The organism is Pseudomonas koreensis (assembly GCF_024169245.1).
In the GTDB taxonomy this organism is placed as follows: Bacteria; Pseudomonadota; Gammaproteobacteria; order Pseudomonadales; family Pseudomonadaceae; genus Aquipseudomonas; species Aquipseudomonas koreensis_F.
On record NZ_JALJWP010000001.1, the window covers coordinates 206,988 to 228,753 of the forward strand.

Below are 21,766 nucleotides of genomic sequence, written 5' to 3' on the forward strand. Positions count from 1 at the left end.
TCCAAAATGTAGGAGTGAGCCTGCTCGCGATAGCGGTCTGTTAGGCGCCTCGAACTCAAAGCGACCGCGCAATAATTTCCTTCATGATTTCATTGGTGCCGGCATAGATCCGCTGCACCCGCGCATCCGCCCACGCCCGGGCCACCGGGTATTCCCACATGAAGCCGTAGCCACCATGCAGTTGTACGCATTCGTCGAGCACCTTGCATTGCAGGTCGGTGCCCCAATACTTGGCCATTGCCGCAGTCGGCACATCGAGTTTGCCTTGCAGGTGCAGCTCCAGGCAGCGGTCGACGAAGACCCGGCCGATCTGAATCTCGGTAGCCATCTCGGCCAGTTTGAAGCGGGTGTTCTGGAAGTCGGCAATCGCCTTGCCGAACGCCTTGCGATCGCGGGTGTAATCCAGCGTCCATTGCAGCGCCGCTTCGGCTGAAGCCAGACCACCGATGGCCACGGTCAGACGCTCCTGCGGTAACTCCTGCATCAGATAGGCGAAGCCGGCCCCCGCCTGTCCGAGAAGGTTTTCCTTCGGCACGCGCACGTCCTGGAAGAACAATTCCGAAGTGTCCTGCGCTTTCATGCCGACCTTCTCCAGGCGCTTGCCCTTCTCGAAGCCCGGCGTATTCGCTTCCACCAGAAACAGACTGGTGCCCTTGGCCCCAGCCTTGGGATCTGTCTTGGCCACCACGATCACCAGGTCAGCCAGAAAGCCGTTGGTGATAAAGGTTTTCGAGCCGTTGATCACATATTCATCACCGTCCAGCACCGCCGTGGTTTTCACCCCTTGCAGGTCGGAGCCGGCGCCAGGCTCGGTCATGGCGATCGCCGTGACCATTTCGCCCGAGACCAGTTTCGGCAGGTATTTGTGCTTCAGCGCTTCGCTGCCGTAATGCAGGATGTACGGCGCGACGATATCCGAGTGCAGCGAAAACCCGATGCCGGTCAGGCCCAGGCGCCCGACTTCTTCAATCACTACGGCGCTGTACAAAAAATCCGCGCCCAGCCCGCCATACTCCTCCGGCAGATGCGAACAGAGCATCCCTGCCTCCCCGGCCTTGTTCCAGAGTGCGCGATCGATGTGCCCCTGCTTCTCCCATTGCGCGTGATACGGCACGGCCTCTTTTTCGAGGAAAGTTCGTACGCTGTCGCGGAACAATTCGTGCTCTGAGCTGAACAGGGTTCTGGGGATCATGCGGCACCTTTGTTTTTGTTGGAGGGATACGGCATTCAGAGACTAAGCCCGACTCCCGCTACGCGACACTGGACACATCCGACAAAAAATAAGACGATCCAGCCGTCTGGTGACCACTTTCCCTTATAAAAACAAAACAAAAGTTGAATTATGTCCAAGCACGTCTCCCCGCCCTTGCGGCGCGTCAGCATCCTGGCCATCGACCGGGTTTTCGCTTACACCCTCATGCAGGCCAAGGATTTTTTCCATGTGGCCAGCCTGCGTTATGGCAAACAACTGGGCCATGGCCTGACACCAGCGTTCGAAACGCGCCTGGTCAGCCCGGATGGCAAACCGGTAAAAAGCTTCAGCGATGTAGTCATGCCAGTCGACGGCGGCCTGGAAAACGCCGATGTGATCATCCTCCCGGCGTTCTGGGACGATTTCGACACGCTGTGCAGCCGTTATCCGCAGATCCTCCCGTGGCTGCGTGAACAGCATGCTCGCGGCGCGGTGTTATGCGGCGAAGCCACGGGAGTGTTCTGGCTCGCCGAGGCCGGCCTGCTCAATGGCAAGGAAGCGACCACCTACTGGCGATTCTTCAATGCCTTCGCCGAGCGCTTTCCCAAGGTCTATCTGAATCAGGACAAGCATCTGACCGATGCCGATAACCTCTATTGCGCCGGCGGCACCACCTCGGCCTGTGACCTCTACATCTATCTGATCGAACGCTTCTGCGGCTCGAACGTGGCGCAGGCCGTGGCCCGCGACATCCTTTACGAGGTGCAGCGCAGCTATTCGCCGGGGCGCATCGGTTTCGGCGGGCAGAAGCTGCACCAGGACGTGATCATTCTGCAGATCCAGCATTGGCTCGAAGAACATTTCGCCGACAAGTTCCGCTTCGAGGACGTCGCCCGTGAACACGGCATGAGCATCCGCAACTTCATGCGCCGCTTCCAGACCGCCACCGGCGACAAGCCGCTGCACTACTTGCAGCGCTTGCGCATCGAGACCGCCAAGGGTTTGCTTTCGGGCACACGCAAAAGCATCAAGACCATCAGTTATGAGGTCGGTTACGACGACGCAAGCTTCTTCGCGCGACTGTTCCGCCAGCACACCGAACTGTCGCCGAACCAGTATCGGCAGCAGTTTCAGCAGGCGGCATAATTTTCCTGCAACAGCGCAATTCCAATGTGGGAGCGAGCCTGCTCGCGAATTCGGTTTCACATTCAACAAAATTGTTGGCTGCCACACCGCCTTCGCGAGCAGGCTCGCTCCCACAGGGAAAAACCTCAGCGCACAAAAAAGGGCCTGCAATCGCAGGCCCTTTTTTTTACCGAAATTCCGCTTAAGGCTTGTGCGCCCGCGACAGAAACTCGTGGGATTGCATCTCCAGCAGGCGGCTCAGCGTGCGCTGGAACTCGAAGGTCAGGCGTCCGCCGGTGTACAGATCCTTCAGCTCGACTTCGGCAGAAATGATCAGTTTGACGTTGCGGTCGTAGAACTCGTCGACCATGTTGATGAAGCGCCGGGCGATGTCGTCGGTGGTCACGCTCATCTGCTCGACGCCGCTGAGCAGCACGGCGTGGAAGATCTTGCCCAGCTCGATGTAGTCGTTCTGGCTGCGCGGGCCGTCGCACAGTTCGCGGAAGTCGAACCAGGCCACGTCGTCACAGGTACGTAGCGCACGGATTTCGCGGTTCTCGATGATCAGTACGTCATTTTCGACCGCGGCGGTGCATTCCGGCGTCAGTGCCTTGAAGCTTTTGCGCAGGCTTTCGTGGGCGGCTTCGTCGAGCGGATAGTGGAACAGCTCGGCTTGCTCGAGGTGACGCAGACGATAATCGACGCCGCTGTCGACGTTGACGATCTCGGTGTTCTGCTTGATCAGCGCAATGGCCGGCAGGAAGCGCGCGCGCTGCAGGCCATCCTTGTACAGACCGTCCGGCACGATGTTCGAGGTCGCGACCAGGGTCACGCCGTTCTTGAACAGCTCTTCCATCAGCGTGCCGAGGATCATCGCGTCGGTGATGTCGGAGACGAAGAATTCATCGAAGCAGATAACTCGCGACTCGGCCGCGAAGCGCTTGGCGATGATGGTCAGCGGGTTTTTCTCGCCGCCCAGGGTCTTCATTTCTTCGTGTACACGCTTCATGAAGCGGTGGAAGTGCGTGCGGGTCTTTTCCTTGAAGGGCAGCGCTTCGAAGAAGGTGTCGACCAGGTAAGTCTTGCCGCGACCGACGCCACCCCAGAAATACAGGCCCTTCACGGGCGCCTGATCCTTTTTGCCAAACAGCTTGCCGAGCAGACCCGGCTTGTTCTGGTCGGCGGCGATCAAGTCGTCGTACAGACGCTGCAAGTGACGCACAGCAGTTTCCTGCGCGGCGTCATGGAAGAAGTCCGGGCGTTTCAGATCAGCTTGATATCGTTCTAGGGGCGTCATAATTCGTTAGCAAGGCAACAAAAACGGGCCGTCACTGTAGCGACGGCCCGTGGGAATGGCAATCGGCCCTTGGTCGGGTCGTGCCGCCGGTCAGTCTTGCGCTGGGGTCAGCGCTACGCGCAACGCCTCGATGGCGGCATCTCGCGCTGCAGCATCGGCGAAGGCCGGGCTGTCGCCCACGCACTCACCGGCCAGCCAGACGCTGAAGCTCAGGTCATCAGTGCGCACATCCAGCGACTCGCCGGACTGCAACTGTTTGGTCACCTGGCCGGCAGTTTTGCCGTCGGCGAAGTTGCGCGACAGCAGCAGTTGTTCGCCATCGGCCGCCAGCAGGCGGAAACGGAAGCTGCCGTCGTCTTCACGGAAGCTGACGAAACGTGCAGCCTTCGCGGCTTTCTTCTTGGTAGTCGCGGCGACCTGAACCTGCTTGACGAAAGAACGCAGGCCAACGGCTTCGCGCAACTCATTGAGGAACGGCGTGGCAACAGCGCGGGCCTTCTTCGCACCGATCTGCAGAATGTCTTCCAGGTCCGCCGGACGCTCGATCAACTGGTGATACTTCTCGCGCGCCTCGCCCAGCTCGTTGTCGAGCAACTGGAACAGACGATTCTTCGCCTCGCCCCAGCCCAGACCGCCGAGCAGTTCGCTGCGGAATTCGTCAGCCTGCGCCGGGGTAGCGAAGGCCTGGAACAGGGTGAACAGGTGCGAGTTGTCCGGATCTTTCGCTTCGCCCGGGGCCTTGGAGTCGGTGACGATCCGCGAGATCGCGTCCTTCATCTCTTTGGCGCTGGAGAACAACGGGATGGTGTTGTCGTAGCTCTTCGACATCTTGCGACCGTCGAGGCCCGGCAAGGTCGCCACGCTTTCCTCGATCAGCGCTTCGGGCATCGTGAAAAACTCTTTGCCCTGACCGAACAGATGGTTGAAGCGCTGGCCGATATCGCGGGCCATTTCTACGTGCTGAATCTGATCGCGACCAACCGGAACCTTGTGCGCGTTGAACATCAGAATGTCCGCCGCCATCAGTACCGGGTAGCTGTAAAGCCCCATGGTGATACCGGCGTCCGGGTCTTCACCGGTTTCGACGTTCTTGTCCACCGAGGCCTTGTAAGCGTGCGCGCGGTTGAGCAGGCCCTTGGCGGCGACGCAGGTCAGCAGCCAGGTCAGCTCAGGGATTTCCGGGATGTCGGACTGGCGGTAGAAGGTCACGCGATCGACGTCGAGGCCACCGGCCAGCCACGTCGCGGCGATTTCCAGACGCGAGCGCTGGATGCGCAGCGGGTCATCGCATTTGATCAGGGCATGGTAGTCGGCCAGGAAGTAGAACGAATCGGCCTGGCTGTCGCGGCTGGCGAGGATTGCCGGGCGAATCGCGCCAGCGTAGTTGCCCAGATGCGGCGTGCCGGTGGTGGTGATGCCGGTGAGAATGCGGGTACGGTTGGTCATGGGTAATCGCTTGTCAGACTGCAATCAATTCGAGAGACGCGGCAGCAACAGATCCTTGAGATCGGTCAGCTTGCCGTGAAAAAAGTGTCCGCATTCTGCCACTTTCAGCAGCTCATGGGGGCGCGGGAGTTTGTCGGACCAGTCGTAGACCAGTTGCGGATCGATGACTTCGTCGGTTTCCGGCTGGATCACGGTCAACGCGCCATGCTGCGGCAGTTGATCCTGCTCGCCCAGGCGCATCACCGCCGGGGCGACCATGAACAGGTGTGCAAGCTGCACGCCTTGGGCTTCGAGGCGGCCGCCGAGACTTGCTGCAACAAATCCGCCGAAGGAGAACCCGAACAGGGTCAGCGGCAGGTCCGGGTGTTTTTCGCGCAGCCATGCGGCGGCGGCCTCGGCGTCGTCGACTTCACCCGTGCCCATGTCGTGCGTGCCCTGGCTGGCGCCGACGCCGCGATAGTTGAAGCGCAAGGTGATCAGGCCTGCATCGCGCGCGGTGCGCTGCAGGGTCGAGACGACCTTGTTGAGCATGGTGCCGCCCTGCACCGGGTTCGGATGGCAGATCAGCGCAATGCCGCGCGGCTGCTCGTTATCCAGGTACAGGGATTCCAGTTGACCCACCGGGCCGTCAATCACTACAGGGGTTTCACGCATCAGCAAGGGAGGAACTCCGTGACCTCGAATCGGGTCGACTCGTCTAGCAAATTGTCTGTGCCAATCTATTGCGAGTGAATCGCGGTATACAGCGCAGGTTCGAGCCGTTAACGTAAAGCAAAGCCGTTTATAGAGGAAGGACTCGTGGAACACTCGCTCTTAGTTTGGTTGTTACCGACTCTTGCCCTGGTTGTGGGTGTCGCCATTGGATTCCTGATCGCGCGCGTTGCGCCGAACGCCGCACCGAGCCGCACGCAGCGTCAACTGGATGATATCCAGGAGCGTTTCGACAGTTACCAGAACGAAGTAGTCACGCACTTCAACAGCACCGCGATGCTGGTCAAAAAGCTGACCCAGAGCTATCAGGAAGTGCAGGATCATCTCGCCGAGGGCGCCAATCGTCTGGCCCTGGACGAGCAGACCCGCCAGCGCCTGATCGCCGCCCTGCACGCCGACGCGGCGCAGGCTCCACGCGAACGCCTGACGCCACCGCGCGATCAGGAACCCCCGCGTGACTACGCGCCGAAGAATCCCAACTCACCGGGCATGCTCGATGAGCATTACGGGTTGAAGAAGTAAGCAGTCTTCGCTGCAAACAAAAAGCCCCCGGACAGTGATGTGTCCGGGGGCTTTTTTGTATCTGCAATCTTTTCGCTTCCCTTGCCGACCTCTTCGCGAGCAGGCTCGCTCCCACAGGGGAATGCATTTCAATTGTGGGAGCGAGCCTGCTCGCGAAAGGGCCGCTACAGGCGACACAAAAAAAAGCCCGATCACAAGACCGGGCATTTTTCATCAGGGCAATCGCTTACGGATACTGCTGCACCGTACCCGGCTGTTGCTGTTGACCGCCATACTGCTGGCCCGGAATCGCCTTCAGGTTGACCTCGACCCGGCGGTTCTGCGCGCGGCCGTTGACGTCGCCGTTGCTGGCAATCGGGTTATCCGGGCCGGCGCCACGTGCCGACAGGTTGGCACCGCTGACGCCTTGCGAGGTCAGGTAGGTTGCCACGCTCTGCGCACGACGCTGGGACAGGTCCATGTTGTGCTGGCGGCTGCCGGTGCTGTCGGTGTAGCCGACGATTTCGATCTGGTTCTGGTTGAATTCTTTCAGCGAGCTGGCGAGGTTGTTCAGCGGTTGATAGAAGCTGGACGCGATGTTCGCCGAATCGGTGGCAAAAGTGATGTTGCCCGGCATGATCAGCTTGATCTGATCGCCCTGACGCTGCACTTCAACACCTGTGTTGGCCATGCTCGCGCGCAGTTTCTTTTCCTGCTGGTCGGCGTAGTACCCGTAGCCGGCAGCGGATGCACCGACGACAGCAGCGCCGATCAAGGCGCCCTTGCCACGGTTGTCGTGACCGATGGCGGCGCCGGCGAGTGCACCGGCCAGCGCACCGAGGCCACCGTATTTGGCGGTTTTGCTCATGCCTTGCGAGCCACCGTCGGCCTGACCCTGATTGTCATACGGGTTAGGTGAGGCGCAGCCGGACAGCACGGCCACGGCAGTAGCGACAATAATCAAACGACGCGTGGTGAACATGGAGAGCTCCTGATTTTTTGCATTCTGTGGTGCAGCGGCCATTGATCAACTAATGGACCTGCGCCGGCGTTGGATCATGACAATGCCTGAAAATTCCGCCCGCCGTTTGTGACAAAAAATTCAGGCACGCACAAACGGATTCTCGCGCATCTCATCACCCAGACGCGTGTCCGGGCCGTGCCCGGTGACAACCGTCGCGTCTTCGTCCAGCGTGTACAGCCGCTGCTTGATCGAACGCACGATGGTCGCCTGATCGCCGCCCCACAAATCCGTACGCCCTACCCCGCGACGAAACAACGTGTCGCCGGCTATCAACAGCTTAGCCTCGGAAAACCAAAAGCTCATGGAACCGGGTGTATGTCCGGGCGTATGCAATGCCACACCGCAGCCGCAAGCCAACTCTTCATCGTCGCTCAACCAGCGGTCCGGTGATGGCACGGGCGTGTAAGGCACGCCGAACATCTGGCATTGCATCTCCAGATTGTCCCAGAGGAACTGGTCTTCCTTGTGCAGATGCAAAGTGGCGCCGGTCTTCTCCTTCATTTGGCCGGAAGCCAGGAAGTGATCGAGATGGGCGTGGGTGTGGATGATGCTAACGACTTTCAGACCATGAGCGTCGAGGCGCGCCATGATCAGGTCAGGGTTGCCTCCGGGATCGACGACGATGGCTTTTTTTGTGAGTGCGTCGCCGATGATGGTGCAGTTGCACTGAAGCGGGCCGACCGGGAAGGTTTCACGGATCAGCGCTGGCGTGGCGGCGTGCATGGGAACTCCTGCAAGGTATTGGATTGTTCGCAGGATACGTTTGCCGACCTCAGGATTCCATGCCACCAGCCGATACATCGTTGCTGGGTGCCACGCGTCGGCCAGTCAAAAAAAATAGTGTCAATATGATGTCACGCGTAACGTTTTTGTTGCAAAATCGCCCTCTGTAGCGGCCACATCCAGGATAGGCCGCAGCCCTTCCAGGAAAATCCGCATGCCACGCCCGACTCAATCAACCGACAGTACTTCTTCATCGTTGACCGGCAATACCCTCGTCAACAGTCTGATTTCCGGTACTCAATGGGAAAGCACCAAGTGGTATGACAAGAGTGCCCCCACCGAGTTGACCTTCAGCTTCATCAACCCGGTTTCTTCGTATTTCGCGACCAATTACAGCGCGGATAACGAATACAACGCGGTTTTCGCTCTGACCGCTAACCAGCAGGTTGCCGTTATCAGTGCCCTGGCTGCGTGGAGCGCCGTGGCGAACATCAAGTTCAGCCAGACCACCGACACCATCACCAACGTCGGCGATCTGCGCTTCGGCGGATATTCTCTGATGGAGAGCGGGACCGTGGCCTGGGCCTATCTGCCCGGCATCACGCCCAAGTCCGGTGACGTCTGGATCGGCCCCGAGACCAACCAGGCCAATCCGGTTCAAGGCTCCTACGATTACCTGACCTTCGTTCACGAAACCGGTCATGCCGTCGGCCTCAAGCATCCGTTCGCCGCCAGCCCGACCAACAGCACCGTGCTGGACGCAACGCTGGACGACGTTCGCTACACGGTCATGAGTTACAACGACTCATACTCCTATCAGCCAACGACCCCAATGTTGCTGGATATCCTCGCCATCCAGAGTCTGTATGGCGCCAACACCTTATGGCAGGCCGGTAACACCACGTATTCCTGGGCGAGCAATCAATCGGTTTTTGAAACCATTTGGGACGCCGGCGGCGTTGACACTATCGACGCCACCAACCAGTTGAACGCCGTGCGTATCAACCTCAACGAGGGTGCCTTCAGTCAGATCGGCAAGGCCTTCCTCGATATCAAGACCATGACCGCCTTCAACGAAGGCCTAGCCATCGCCTACGGCGCGAAGATTGAAAATGCCGTCGGCAGTGACAACGATGACAGCCTGATCGGCAACGCCCTGGACAACATCCTCAACGGCAGGGGCGGCGCGGACACCATGATGGGCGGTACCGGTAACGACACCTATTTCGTCGACAACATCGGCGACACCGTCATTGAGACAAGCACCCTGCCGAGCGAAATCGACACGGTGCTCAGTTATATCGATTACACGCTGACCGCGAACGTCGAAAACCTCACGATGATGGGCACCGGCAACCTCACGGCTACCGGCAATGCCTTGAACAACGTCATCACCGGTAACTGGGGGCAGAACACCCTGGACGGTGGCGCCGGCGCCGACACCTTGATCGGTGGCGGTGGTAACGACACTTACATCGTTGACAATGCCGGCGACATCGTCGTTGAAAACAACGAAGTGGGTGGCGGGATCGACACCGTCAAATCGTCGGTCAACTACAGCCTGGGCGCGAACGTCGAGAACATTGAGTTGACCGGCACGGCCAGCCTGAATGCCAACGGTAACGCGCTGAACAACGTGATGACCGGCAACAGCGGCAACAATGTGCTCAACGGCGGCGCAGGTGTGGACACCATGATCGGCGGTGGTGGTGATGACACCTACTACCTCGATCAGGCCGCTGAACTGGGACTGATTCAGGAAAACGCCAGCGAGGGTAACGACACCCTGCGCGTCTACTACAACGCCACGGCTTCGAATTCCATTGTCGACCTCAACCAGAGCAACCTCACCAACGTTGAAAACGTCTGGCTGATGGGCACTGGCACCTACACCGTGCAAGGCAACGCTCAGGACAACTACCTGCTCGGCGGCGCTGGCAGCGACAACCTGAACGGCGGCGCCGGCAACGACCGTCTGGATGGCGCAGCCGGTGCAGATACGCTGGCCGGCGGCACCGGCGACGACACTTACGTGATCGACAACGCCGGTGACGTCATCATCGAAGGCGTCGGCGAAGGCCACGACCGCGTATTGAGCAACATCGGTTACACCATGTCAGCCAACATCGAAGATGGCCAGTTGCTGGGCACCAGCGACCTGTTCCTGGTCGGTAACGGCCTGGACAACGTGCTGACCGGTAACAGCGGCAACAACATCATTAACGGCCAGGAAGGCGCCGACATCATGGCCGGCGGTGCCGGCAACGACACCTACTTCGTCGACAACCTCGGTGATGTGATCATCGAAAACGGCACCTCGCTGACCGAGATCGACACGGTGCTGTCGTCACTCGCCAACTACACCTTGGGCGCAAACCTGGAAAACCTGACCCTGCGCTTCGCCGACAATATCAACGGCACCGGCAACGCGCTGAACAACGTCATCACGGGCAACGCTGGCAACAACATTCTGGATGGCGGCGCGGGTGCCGACCGGATGATCGGCGGCTTGGGCAACGACACCTACGTGGTCGATAACGTCGGCGATGTGGTGGTCGAGACCAGCACACTGGCCAACGAAATCGACACCGTTCGCTCCTCGATCAACTACAGCCTGGGCGCCAATCTGGAAAACATCGTGTTGACCGGTACGGCCAACCTCAATGCCAACGGCAACACTCTCAACAACGTGATGACCGGTAACAGCGGCAACAACGTGCTCAACGGTGGCGCCGGGTTGGACACCATGATCGGTGGCGACGGTGACGACACCTACTACCTCGACCAAAGCGGCGAGCTGGCACTGATCCAGGAAAATGCCAACGAAGGCAGCGACACCCTGCGCATCTACTACAACGCCACCCCGATGACCAACTTCGTCAACCTGAACCTGGGCAATCTGACCAACGTCGAGAACGTCTGGCTGATGGGAACCGGCGGCTATAACGTGCAAGGCAACAGTCTGAACAACTACCTGCTCGGCAGCGCCTCGGCGGACACGCTGCAGGGCGGTGCCGGCAACGACCGTCTGGATGGCGCGGCCGGTGCTGACACATTGATCGGCGGCAGCGGTGACGACACCTATGTCATCGACAATGCCGGCGACGTGGTCATCGAGCTGGGCGGCGAAGGCCGTGACCTTGTCCTGAGCAACGTCGGTTACACCCTGACAGCCAACATCGAAGATGGCCAATTGCTGGGCACCAGCGACCTGTTCCTGGTCGGTAACGGCCTGGACAACGTGCTGACCGGTAACAGCGGCAACAACATCATTAACGGCCAGGAAGGCGCCGACATCATGGCCGGCGGTGCCGGCAACGACACCTACTTCGTCGACAACCTCGGTGATGTGATCATCGAAAACGGCACCTCGCTGACCGAGATCGACACGGTGCTGTCGTCACTCGCCAACTACACCTTGGGCGCCAACCTGGAAAACCTGACCCTGCGCTTCGCCGACAATATCAACGGCACCGGCAACGCGCTGAACAACGTCATCACGGGCAACGCTGGCAACAACATTCTGGATGGCGGCGCGGGTGCCGACCGGATGATCGGCGGCCTGGGCAACGACACCTACGTGGTCGATAACGTCGGCGATGTGGTGGTCGAGACCAGCACACTGGCCAACGAAATCGACACCGTTCGCTCCTCGATCAACTACAGCCTGGGCGCCAATCTGGAAAACATCGTGTTGATCGGTACGGCCAACCTCAATGCCAACGGCAACACTCTCAACAACGTGATGACCGGTAACAGCGGCAACAACGTGCTCAACGGTGGCGCCGGGTTGGACACCATGATCGGTGGCGACGGTGACGACACCTACTACCTCGACCAAAGCGGCGAGCTGGCACTGATCCAGGAAAATGCCAACGAAGGCAGCGACACCCTGCGCATCTACTACAACGCCACGGCTTCGAACAACACCGTCAACCTCAATCTGGCCAACCTCGGCAACGTCGAAAACGTCTGGCTGATGGGCACCGGCAACTACACCGTGCAAGGCAACGCTCAGGACAACTACCTGCTCGGCGGCGCTGGCAATGACACGCTGAACGGCGGCGCCGGCAACGACCGTCTGGACGGCGCAGCCGGCGCAGACACGCTGGCCGGCGGCACTGGCGACGACACTTACGTGATCGACAACGCCGGCGACAAAGTGAACGAGGCCATCGGTGAAGGCCATGACCGAGTGCTGAGTAACATCAGTTACACTCTGACCGCCAACGTCGAGGACGGCCAGTTGCTGGGCAGCAGCGATCTGTATCTGGTCGGCAACGATCTGGACAACGTGCTGATCGGCAACAACGGCAGCAACATCCTCAACGGTCAGGAAGGTGCTGACACCATGGACGGCGGTGCCGGCAACGACACCTATTTCGTCGACAACGTCGGTGACGTGATCATCGAAAACGGCACCTCGCTGACCGAAATCGACACCGTGCTGTCGTCGCTGGCCAATTACACCCTGGGCGCGAACCTGGAAAACCTCACACTGCGTTTCGCCGACAACATCAACGGCACCGGCAACGCGCTGAGCAACGTGATCACCGGTAATGCCGGCAACAACATCCTCGACGGCGGTGCCGGTGCCGACACCCTGATCGGCGGTCTGGGCAATGACACTTATGTGGTCGATAACGCTGGAGACGTGGTGGTCGAGACCAGCACCCTGGTCAACGAAATCGACACCGTGCGTTCCTCGATCAACTACACTCTGGGCGTCAATGTCGAAAACCTGCAACTGACCGGCAGCGCTAACCTGCTGGGCTACGGCAACGCCCTGAACAACGTGCTCACCGGCAACGATGGCAACAACGTTCTCAATGGCGGCGCCGGCAACGACACCTTGATCGGTGGTCTGGGCACAGACATGCTCACTGGCGGTACCGGGGCCGACACGTTTGTCTTCAACGACATCAGCGAAGTCGGTACAGGCGCCCAACGTGATGTCATCTATGACTTCAGCAGCCTGCAGGGTGACAAGATCGATCTGTCGGCCTTTGACGCCAATCTCGGCACTGCCGGCCTTGATGCCTTCACCTTTATCGGTTCGGGCGACTTCACCGGTGCCGGTCAACTGCGCTTTGTCGATCAAGTGCTATCGGGCAACGTCTCCGGCAATGCCGGTGCGGATTTCGAGATTCATCTGATCGGCGTGAACACATTCGCCGCCCAGGATCTTGTGGCCTGAGTGCAGTGAACTGACCGTTCTGCGCAATGCAGAACGGCGCACGAAAAAACGCCCCGACCTGTCGGGGCGTTCTTTTTTATGGTTTGGCAGCAACCGTTATGCCAACACACCCAGTTCTTTGGCCCGCGCCACTGCTTGGGTACGTCGCTCCACGCCCAGCTTGCTGTTGATGTGGCTGGCATGGGTTTTCACTGTGTGCAGTGAAATGAACAACTGATCACTGATTTCCTGATTCGAACAGCCTTGGGCAATCAGTCGCAGAACTGCCAATTCCCGACTACTGAGCTGTTCCGTCGCTGAAATCTCAGCGATTACCCGGGCCGCTGGCTGCGGAAAATGCTCCAGCAATTGCTGGCATACAGGCGCCTGAGCGACCGCCATCAATTGCCCGCGCAACCAGTCTGGATGTGCCTTGACCAAGGCATCGAAAGGCTGCAAAACCCCTCCGCTAGCCGCCTCCAGCGCCAGCGCCAGCGTTTTGCGCGCCTCCGCTTCCCCTGCCGCCCCCAAGAGCAAGGCGACTTTCTGGGTCAGCGCCATCACGCTGAGCAACTGGCGACCGGTTTGCTGTCCGTTTTCATGCAGCACGTTCAGACGCCCTTCCGCGAGCATCGGCTGCCCCTGAATGACATCCAGTAGCGCCTGTTGCAGTTCGACGTGCAACGGCAGTTGCGGATGGAATTCCGGTGGTGCCGCAGCGCGTTCGCCGGTGTAGGTCTGGCCCAGTCGCGCCAGCCAGGCTTCGGCCAGATCGGTGCGGCCCTGGGCCAGCCACAGTTCGCATTTGACCAAGGTGATCATCGCCAGGTAGTAGATCGGCGGCACGTCCCAGATGTGCATCAGGCGTTCGGCTTCGGCGAGTTCAGCGAAGGCCTTGGCGAATTCGCCGTTGGCGCCGTCGAGGCGAGCGATCACGCAATGGCCGATCAGCACGCTGATGTCACGACAGGCACGGGCTTCACCGATCCCGGCCAACAACTGCACGCGCGCCGCTTGCGGCTGCAAACGCATCGCCAGCAGGAAACCTTGATAAAGCGTCAGCCGCGCGCGCACGGCGTACAGGCGTTGCGGCGACAAACCACGAAGGCGTTCCAGGCCCTGATGCACTTCATCCAGCGCGCGCAGAATCTCGCCACGCGATTGCAAAACCCGCGCCCTGTCGTAATGCGCCAACGCTTCGAATAATGGATTGCCGACCCGTTGCGCCAGCTCGAGGGATTCGCGGTTCAGGCCACGGGCGCGCCATAGATCACCGTCGGCGATCGCCAGATTGGACAAGGTCGACAGACACATCAGGCGCTGGCCGTAACGCTTGGCCGGCAGGCTCTCCAGCGCTTCGCTGCAATAACGCAGGGTCAGTTCGCGGTGGCCGCGCCCGCGAGCGATGATCCCGCTCAGCGCCAGCCATTGCGCCAGCATCGACTTTTGCGCCGTGGCCGAAGGCGCCGGCAGGAAGCGGCTCAAATGGCTGGCCAACTCTTCGGCGGCATCGAGCTGGCAGGCCAGCCCCAGTGCCCAGCTGTAGAGCACGATCAGCCGAGGCGTGCTGATCAGCAGGCTGTCGGGCAAGTCCATTTTCCAGCGCAGCAGCATGCCGACGTTCTGCTCGGCGAGCAGCTGTTCTTCGGACAGGTTCTGTACCAGGTTCGCCGCGACGTCGAGATGCCCGGCACGCAAGGCCTGCTCCACCGCTTCGTCGAGCAAACCCTGCGCATTGAACCAGCGACAGGCACGCAAATGCAGGGTGGCGGTGGGCACCATCGCCTGGGCGATCGGCCGGCTGCGCAGCAAGTCAGAGAACAAATGGTGATAGCGATACCAGTGACCGTGCTCGTCCAGCGGCACCAGAAACACTTGATGGGCGAGCAGAAAGCGCAGGATCTCGGCGCTGTCATGGGCTTCGCGGACGGCATCGCACAGCTCGCTGCAAAAGCGTTCCTGAGGGGCAGTTTCGTAGAGAAAGGATTGCACTTCGGCTGGCAGGCAATCGATGACTTCTTCGAGCAGATAGTCGCGAATCAGCCCTTCCCCGCCGTTCAATGCTTGCGGCAGCGCTGAATCGTTGCCCGCCTCGGCCACCGCCAGCAACCAGAAGCGCAGACCGGCGACCCAGCCTTCGCTGCGCTGGATCAGGCTTTCCAGTGCCTCGCCGCGCAGTGAGCTGCTGTGGCGATCGAGCAAAGTCAGGGCTTCGTCGTGGGTGAGGCGCAAGTCCTGTTCGTGCAGCTCGAGCAACTGACGGGACAGGCGCAAACGCGCCAGGTGCCAGTCCGGGCGCTGCCGACTGGTGACCATCACCAGCAAGCCTTCTGGCAGATGATTGAGGAAAAATTGCAAGCAACGATCCAGCACCGGCCCTTGGGCAAGGTGATAATCGTCGAGTACCAGCAGCAACGGTGCAGCAGGATCCAGGTGCAGCGCCAGTTCGTCGAGCAGACCGTCGAGCCACTCCTCAAATGCGAACGGCTGATGACGCTGACGCATTTTCAGCAGGCCAAGAGCACCGGCGCCCAAGGCCGGAAAATAATCCTGCAAACCTTCAAGCAAGCGCTCAAGAAAACGCCCCGGATCGCTGTCTCGCGGACTCAAGCCTAACCAAAGACTTTGCCAGTGCGCCGGCAGGCTCTGACAGAACTCCACCGCCAGCGAGCTCTTGCCGAACCCGGCGGGGGCGCTGACCAGCAGCAACCGACCACCGAGCCCGGCCTGCAGACGCTGGCAGAGGCGCGGTCGCAGGACATAGCCGTCAGGCAGCGGCGGGCGGAAAAAACGCCCGTCCAGTGCTGCGACGGTGATGCTTGCGGGACCCGGAAGTGGGGACAGATCAGTCATGGCCGGCTCTTGTTCGAATTGCTGTTGGCGGCGTTGCAGATGTCCGCAGCCTAGCCTTAATCGAACCGGTTATGAAGGTTGCTGCTACAAATGGCTACAAAAAGGCTACAGACACAAAAACGCCCCGAACCGGTCGGGGCGTTTTCACGAGGATGCGGCCTCGGTTTACGCAGGTTTAGCGAACACCGTCCTGACGCAGAGCGGCCGGGGTGAAGTCGCTGGTGGTGGCAGTGAAGCCGAAGTCATACGCCTGCTTCTCTTCGTTCTTCATGCCCAGTGCCAGATAACGGCCGGACTGCAGGTCGTAGAGCGTTTCGAGGGCGTACCACGGCACTTGCTTGTCGTAGTAGTTCTCGGCATGCGCCTCGGCTACGCGCCACAGCTGACCACGACCGTCGTAGTGGTCGATCACCGCGGCTTGCCAGGTGTCCTCGTCGATGTAGAAGTCACGCTTGGCGTAGATGTGGCGCTGACCTTCTTTCAGGGTCGCCACTACGTGCCAGACGCGGCGCAGCTCGTAACGTGCCAGGTCCTGGTTGATGTGGCCGGCCTTGATGATGTCCGAGTACTTGAGCTTCGGATCGTCGAGTTTGTAGCTGTCGGAGGCGATGTACATCTCTTTCTTGCCTTCGAGCTTCCAGTCGTAACGATCCGGCGCACCGTTGTACATGTCGAGGTTGTCCGAGGTACGCAGGCCGTCGGCCGCAGTACCCGGGCCGTCATACGACACTTGCGGTGCGCGACGCACGCGACGCTGACCGGCGTTGTAGACCCACGCCGAACGCGGCTCTTTGACCTGGTCCAGCGTTTCGTGCACCAGCAGTACGCCACCGGCCAGACGCGCCGGCGCGGTCACTTTCTGCTTGAAGTAGAACAGGATGTTGCCCGGGTTCGCCGGATCGTAGTCCTTCATCTTGTCGCGGAACACGAACTGATCCTGGAAGTACACCAGGCTGTACGAGCCGTTCGGTTGCGGCGTGGCCTGGGTCACCAGACGGGTCACGCTGCCACCGCGATAGCGGGTGATGTGGTTCCAGATCACTTCCACACCGGTTTTCGGGATCGGGAACGGCACGGCGGTATCGAAGTTTTCCAGACCATTGCCGCCGGACACCAGATTGGTGCTGGTGGCGTTCTTCTTGATGGCGGCGAACACGTCATCCGGCACGGTGGCGCCGCGATGGGACGGATAGACCGGCATCTTGAAGGTTTCCGGATAGCGCTTGAACATCGCGTACTGGCCCGGGGCAAGCTTGTCCTTGTACTTGTCGACATCCTTGGCAGTGATGGTGAACAGCGGCTGCTCACTGGCGTAAGGGTTGGACAGGAAGCCCTTGCTGTCGACGCTGCCGGCATTTTTCGGCAACGGTTTCCACGCAGGGATCGAACCGTCGGCATTACCGGCCATTTCCGCGCCCATCGGCGTCAGGCTCTTGCCCAGCTTATCCGCTTCGGCAGCAGGCACCGCCGCCATGACACTGCTCGCCAGCAGCGACAGGCCCAGAACACCGGCGTGGAACAGACTCTTTGTTATTTTCATAAATTCGTTCGTCCTGAAGTGCTTAGAAGTTCACGCCGAAGCTGAGCGCCACGAAGTCGCGGTCATCCACGGTGGTGTACTTGCCGTCGAAGAAATTGGTGTAGGCCAGGCTCGCGGTGTAGGTGTTCTGGTATTCGGCATCGACGCCCAGGCTGACCGCTTTGCGACCTTCCTCGAAGTTGCCGCCAGGGCCTGGCGAGTAACCGCTGACGTCGTGGGACCAGGCCACGTTCGGCTTGAGGTTCACGCCGGCAAACACGTCGTTGTATTCCCAGATGGCACGACCACGGTAGCCCCAGGACATCGAGGTGGTGAAACCGTCGTTGTCGCAATTGCGGCTGCGGTTGTTCTGTGGCGAGCCTGGCCCGGCGCCATTGATGGTGCCGTTGTTGAGAATGTTGACGCAGGTGTTGGTGGTGCCGGTGGCCGGCAATTCACCCGGACCATAGACCGGGTCACGGCCATACCGTTTTTCGGATCGGCTTTCCAGCCCGCCCACGTAAGTCATGCCGACCTCGCCGACCAGGGTCATACGGCTGGCGCCCATGACCTGATCGAAAAAGTGCGTGAACGTGGTCTGCAGCTGGGTGATTTCCTTACGCTCGTAACCGTGCAGATCCTGGCCGGGCACGCCGTTGAGCAGCGAGGCATTGGCATACGGACCGCCCAAAGGGCGAACGCCGGCAAACAGGATATCGGTCGAATTCAGTTGCACCGGAGCGTTCGGACGGTAGCTGATCTCACCGCTCCACGCCGTACCGGTAGGCAGGGTGGTGGAGAAGCTCAGGCCGTAGAGGCGGATATCTTCCGGATACTCGACGAAGTAATTGGAGTTGCCCGCAACCAGCAGCGGGCCCAGCGCCTGGAACGGTCCTGGCAGTGCAGCGACAGTGTTGTAGACCGACTGCGGCGCACCGGTGGCGCTGAAGATCGGCGCACGGCTGTGGTAATTCATGAAGTACGCACCGAACTCGGTGTCCAACGGTTCGTACATGTACTTGAAGGACACACCGTACTGGCCGCTGTCGCGAGCATCGCGGTCCGGACCACGGCGCACCAGCACACCCTCCTCGTTGACGTTCACGCCGTTGGCCCCCAAAGGCCCCAGGGCAATCGCCGGAATCTGCGAACGCTTGTTCAGCACGCGCAAGTTGTTGTCGCAACCGTCCGCAATGATGTCGGGCTGAGAGAAGAATGTGCCGCAGTTGTCGACGACAGTCTGGTCCCACTCCAGTTGGTAGAACGCTTCGGCCGAGAGGTTATCGGTGAGGCTCTGAGACACGTAGAACATGTTGACCGGAATCAGGCCTTCCTTGATTTCGGCACCCGGACGACGGAACGCGGACACGTCGATCGGGTTGATCGAGTTGATGCCGCCGCCGATGAAGGTACTTTCACCCCAGCTCACCACCTGCTTGCCCAGACGCACGGAACCCGGCTGATCGGCAATCGCGTAGTTGTGGTAGACGAAGGCGTCGAGGATCTGCCCGCCGGAGGACTTGGCGCCCTCTTTGCGGTTGCTGTCGCTGATGTCTTTGAACTGGCGGCTCTCGTCCTTCAGTTCAAAGTCGTACCAGTATTTGCCCCGGACGAATACGCCGGTGTCGCCGTATTTCAGTTCAAGGTCATGGATACCCTTGAAGATCTTCGAAAAGGTTTCGCCGCTTTTGAAGTTGGCGTGACCGTCATCGGAGGTCTGTGACAGGCCATGGCCGCCATTGTTGACGCCGATGAGGTTCTTGTTCGGGCTCTGCGTGGACCAACTGGCACCAATCGACAGGGACGAGTCGAACTGGCCTTCGATTTCACCGACGTTGAAACTGACGCCGAATGCAGGCCCGGCGAGCGAGGAGGCAAGACTGACCGCCAGAGGCAGTTTCGCCCGGCGCCAGAACTGGTTTGCTGAGGTCATCGACGCTACTCCATGTGCATTATTGTTATGGCAGTGAGTACTTTCAAAAACGCTGTGGAGGACCGGGCGCCAGGGCTGCCCGAAATCGTTCCAGAGTTGCTCGCCCCGATCAGTGCGTGTGCTCCGTTTTCAAAAAGTCCTTGAGCGGACTATAGCCAGCGGGTGGTAGTGCTTGATCCCTCTAAAGTGTGATTTGCAGCCGCCAACCACTCTGGAACAGTCCTTTCGCCAGTCCGACACAAGTCGGCACGGCAAGGATGGCTGATTTTTTCGATTTCACAAGCCAAGCGCTTGCTTGGGGGGTCTGGCGCGCCGGTTTCGGCGCGCCAGCAGGCACTCAAAGTGTCGAAAGGAAGGTGCTGTTATTGGCCTGCCACTCGGTGATGTCGAGGCGGATGCGCTTCTTGTCGAGCTTGCCGACACTGGTCTTGGGAATTTCGGTAACAAGGGCAATCTGGCTGGGGATCGCCCACTTGCTCAGGTGCCCCAGCTCGACGAACGGCTTGAGGTGTTCCTTGAGCTCACGCGCGCCGATCACCTGCCCTTCGCGCACCACCAGCAAGGCAAACGGGCGCTCGCCCCACTGCGGATCGGCGATGCCCACCACTGCTACTTCGCGTACCGCCGCATGCCGGCTGATCAGGTCTTCGAGGTCGAGGGAGGAGATCCACTCGCCGCCGGTCTTGATCACGTCCTTGATGCGGTCGCGAATATCGATCACGCCCATGCTGTCGAGCGTGGCGACGTCGCCGGTGTGCAGCCAGCCGCCGGCCCAGAGTTCGGCGCCCTTCTGCGGTTCATTGAAGTAGCCTTCGGTCAGCCATGGCGCGCGCAGTACCAGTTCGCCCTGGGTTTCGCCGTCGGCCGGGAGGAAGTTGCCCTCGCCGTCGACAATCGCCGCTTCGACGAGAGGCCCTGGAACGCCGGCCTTGATCCGATACGTGGTGCGCTCGTCTTCAGTCCCGGCCATCAATTCATCGTTGAGGTGCGCGCAGGACACCAGCGGCCCGGTTTCCGACATGCCGTACGCGGCCGTCAGCTGAATGCCGCGCGCCTTGGCGTTTTCATACAGGCTGCGATTGAGCGCGCTGCCGCCGATGACAATCTTCCAGCCGCCGAAGTCGGCATCCTGCGCGGCTTTGGCGTTGAGCAGCATTTGCAGAATGGTCGGCACGCAGTGGGAAAAGGTGACCTTCTCCTTGCGCCACAACTCGACCAGATATTCCGGATCGTAGCGCCCCGGATAGACCTGCTTGAGCCCGAGCATGGTCGCCACGTACGGCAATCCCCAGGCGTGGACGTGGAACATCGGCGTGATCGGCATGTACACATCGTTGGTGCCGAGCAGGCGCACGCTGTCGATCGAACCCATGATCGTCGCCACACCGATGGTGTGCAGCACCAGTTGTCGATGGGTGAAGTACACCCCTTTCGGGTTGCCGGTGGTGCCCGTGGTGTAGAACGTAGTGGCAACCGAGTTTTCGTCGAAGTCCTGGAAATCGTATTGCGCACTCGCAGCGGCCAGCAGTTGCTCGTATTCGCCGACGAGGTTGGGCAGCTCCGCGGTTTTCTCTGGGAGATCGGTCAGCAGCAGGGTTTTCTCCACCGTGGTCAGCTGCGGCGCGATGGCCTGGTAGAGCCCGACGAATTCGCTGTTGACCAGCACGAAGCGGTCCTCGGCGTGATTCATGGTGTAGAGGATTTGCTCCGGTGACAGACGCACGTTGATGGTGTGGATCACCGCGCCGATCATCGGAATGGCGAACATGCATTCCAGGTAACGATGGCTGTCCCAATCCATCACCGCCACGGTGTCACCGGCCTTGACCCCGGCTGCCGTCAGCACGTTGGCCAGCCGCGCAACGCGCTCGATCAGGGTCGGATAGCTGTAGCGCAACTGGTCGCGGTAGATGATTTCGCGGGTTTTCTCGTAACGGGCGCCGGACATCAGCAGCCGTTTGATCAGCAATGGATACTGGTAGGCCCCATCGGCCGGCGGAATGACCCGAGTCTGCAACATAAGAATCCCTTTTCTGACTGCACGGTGTTGGCGGAGAGATTCGTACTCTAGTGCGCCTGCATGACAGTCAAATCAGCCAAAGGAATGATTTGCAGAGCCGTATAAGTGCTAGCTTTGCGCCAGCATTGCGGGCCGAATTTGAAGAAAACACGACCTGTGGGAGCGAGCTTGCTCGCGAAGGCGTCGGGTCAGTCGACATTTTCGTGACCGGACTAGCGCTTTCGCGAGCAGGCTCGCTCCCACAGA

The 21,766-nt window shown here is 60.1% G+C and carries 13 protein-coding genes; 3 read left to right on the plus strand and 10 right to left on the minus strand.

Going from position 1 to position 21,766, the window contains the following annotated elements; translation table 11 throughout:
• Window positions 1-55: 55 nt before the first annotated feature.
• A complete protein-coding gene (locus J2Y90_RS00930) occupies window positions 56-1,192 on the minus strand; it encodes an acyl-CoA dehydrogenase family protein (protein ID WP_101161947.1) in 1,137 nt (378 codons plus the stop codon).
• Window positions 1,193-1,441: 249 nt separating this feature from the next.
• On the opposite strand from J2Y90_RS00930, the gene J2Y90_RS00935 reads away from it, so the two are divergent.
• Entirely contained in the window at window positions 1,442-2,338 is an 897-nt protein-coding gene (locus J2Y90_RS00935) for a GlxA family transcriptional regulator (RefSeq protein WP_165839204.1), read from the plus strand.
• A 181-nt stretch (window positions 2,339-2,519) separates the two neighbouring features.
• Here J2Y90_RS00935 and zapE read toward each other — a convergent pair whose 3' ends face one another.
• From zapE to J2Y90_RS00950, 3 genes are all read right to left on the minus strand, one after another.
• On the minus strand, window positions 2,520-3,614 hold the full coding sequence (zapE, locus tag J2Y90_RS00940) for a cell division protein ZapE (protein WP_016773254.1): 1,095 nt from the start codon (window positions 3,612-3,614) through the stop codon (window positions 2,520-2,522).
• Between the two features lie 90 nt (window positions 3,615-3,704).
• Entirely contained in the window at window positions 3,705-5,060 is a 1,356-nt protein-coding gene (locus tag J2Y90_RS00945; protein ID WP_253495798.1) for a tryptophan--tRNA ligase, read from the minus strand.
• Window positions 5,061-5,084: 24 nt separating this feature from the next.
• Window positions 5,085-5,714: an alpha/beta hydrolase gene (locus J2Y90_RS00950; protein WP_253505014.1), complete on the minus strand. Its 630-nt coding sequence runs from the start codon at window positions 5,712-5,714 to the stop codon at window positions 5,085-5,087.
• Between the two features lie 144 nt (window positions 5,715-5,858).
• Between J2Y90_RS00950 and J2Y90_RS00955 the strand changes: the two genes are divergently transcribed.
• A complete protein-coding gene (locus tag J2Y90_RS00955) occupies window positions 5,859-6,293 on the plus strand; it encodes a YhcB family protein (RefSeq protein ID WP_042609742.1) in 435 nt (144 codons plus the stop codon).
• A gap of 226 nt (window positions 6,294-6,519) precedes the next feature.
• On the opposite strand, the gene J2Y90_RS00960 is transcribed toward J2Y90_RS00955, so the two are convergent.
• Entirely contained in the window at window positions 6,520-7,254 is a 735-nt protein-coding gene (locus J2Y90_RS00960) for an OmpA family protein (protein ID WP_253495800.1), read from the minus strand.
• Window positions 7,255-7,374: 120 nt separating this feature from the next.
• Window positions 7,375-8,019 carry an MBL fold metallo-hydrolase gene (locus J2Y90_RS00965; RefSeq protein ID WP_253495802.1) on the minus strand — a complete coding sequence of 215 codons (645 nt, stop codon included), beginning with the start codon at window positions 8,017-8,019 and terminating at the stop codon, window positions 7,375-7,377.
• A gap of 214 nt (window positions 8,020-8,233) precedes the next feature.
• On the opposite strand from J2Y90_RS00965, the gene J2Y90_RS00970 reads away from it, so the two are divergent.
• On the plus strand, window positions 8,234-13,216 hold the full coding sequence (locus J2Y90_RS00970) for a M10 family metallopeptidase C-terminal domain-containing protein (RefSeq protein WP_253495804.1): 4,983 nt from the start codon (window positions 8,234-8,236) through the stop codon (window positions 13,214-13,216).
• Window positions 13,217-13,312: 96 nt separating this feature from the next.
• Here the strand turns inward: J2Y90_RS00970 and J2Y90_RS00975 are convergent, their stop codons facing one another.
• The 4 genes from J2Y90_RS00975 to J2Y90_RS00990 form a co-directional block, all read right to left on the minus strand.
• Window positions 13,313-16,048 carry a LuxR C-terminal-related transcriptional regulator gene (locus J2Y90_RS00975; protein ID WP_253495806.1) on the minus strand — a complete coding sequence of 912 codons (2,736 nt, stop codon included), beginning with the start codon at window positions 16,046-16,048 and terminating at the stop codon, window positions 13,313-13,315.
• Between the two features lie 175 nt (window positions 16,049-16,223).
• On the minus strand, window positions 16,224-17,588 hold the full coding sequence (locus J2Y90_RS00980) for a DUF1329 domain-containing protein (RefSeq protein WP_253495808.1): 1,365 nt from the start codon (window positions 17,586-17,588) through the stop codon (window positions 16,224-16,226).
• A gap of 22 nt (window positions 17,589-17,610) precedes the next feature.
• Entirely contained in the window at window positions 17,611-19,500 is a 1,890-nt protein-coding gene (locus J2Y90_RS00985; protein WP_253495810.1) for a DUF1302 domain-containing protein, read from the minus strand.
• Between the two features lie 337 nt (window positions 19,501-19,837).
• Window positions 19,838-21,520: a fatty acid--CoA ligase gene (locus tag J2Y90_RS00990; protein ID WP_064362151.1), complete on the minus strand. Its 1,683-nt coding sequence runs from the start codon at window positions 21,518-21,520 to the stop codon at window positions 19,838-19,840.
• Between the last annotated feature and the right edge of the window lie 246 nt (window positions 21,521-21,766).

Coding starts and splice junctions, on each gene's coding strand:
- J2Y90_RS00945 (WP_253495798.1), bottom strand. CDS start 5,060: ATGACCAACCGTACCCGCATTCTCACCGGCATCACCACCACCGGCACG.
- zapE (WP_016773254.1), bottom strand. CDS start 3,614: ATGACGCCCCTAGAACGATATCAAGCTGATCTGAAACGCCCGGACTTC.
- J2Y90_RS00985 (WP_253495810.1), bottom strand. CDS start 19,500: ATGACCTCAGCAAACCAGTTCTGGCGCCGGGCGAAACTGCCTCTGGCG.
- J2Y90_RS00980 (WP_253495808.1), bottom strand. CDS start 17,588: ATGAAAATAACAAAGAGTCTGTTCCACGCCGGTGTTCTGGGCCTGTCG.
- J2Y90_RS00965 (WP_253495802.1), bottom strand. CDS start 8,019: ATGCACGCCGCCACGCCAGCGCTGATCCGTGAAACCTTCCCGGTCGGC.
- J2Y90_RS00975 (WP_253495806.1), bottom strand. CDS start 16,048: ATGACTGATCTGTCCCCACTTCCGGGTCCCGCAAGCATCACCGTCGCA.
- J2Y90_RS00970 (WP_253495804.1), top strand. CDS start 8,234: ATGCCACGCCCGACTCAATCAACCGACAGTACTTCTTCATCGTTGACC.
- J2Y90_RS00930 (WP_101161947.1), bottom strand. CDS start 1,192: ATGATCCCCAGAACCCTGTTCAGCTCAGAGCACGAATTGTTCCGCGAC.
- J2Y90_RS00990 (WP_064362151.1), bottom strand. CDS start 21,520: ATGTTGCAGACTCGGGTCATTCCGCCGGCCGATGGGGCCTACCAGTAT.
- J2Y90_RS00960 (WP_253495800.1), bottom strand. CDS start 7,254: ATGTTCACCACGCGTCGTTTGATTATTGTCGCTACTGCCGTGGCCGTG.
- J2Y90_RS00950 (WP_253505014.1), bottom strand. CDS start 5,714: ATGCGTGAAACCCCTGTAGTGATTGACGGCCCGGTGGGTCAACTGGAA.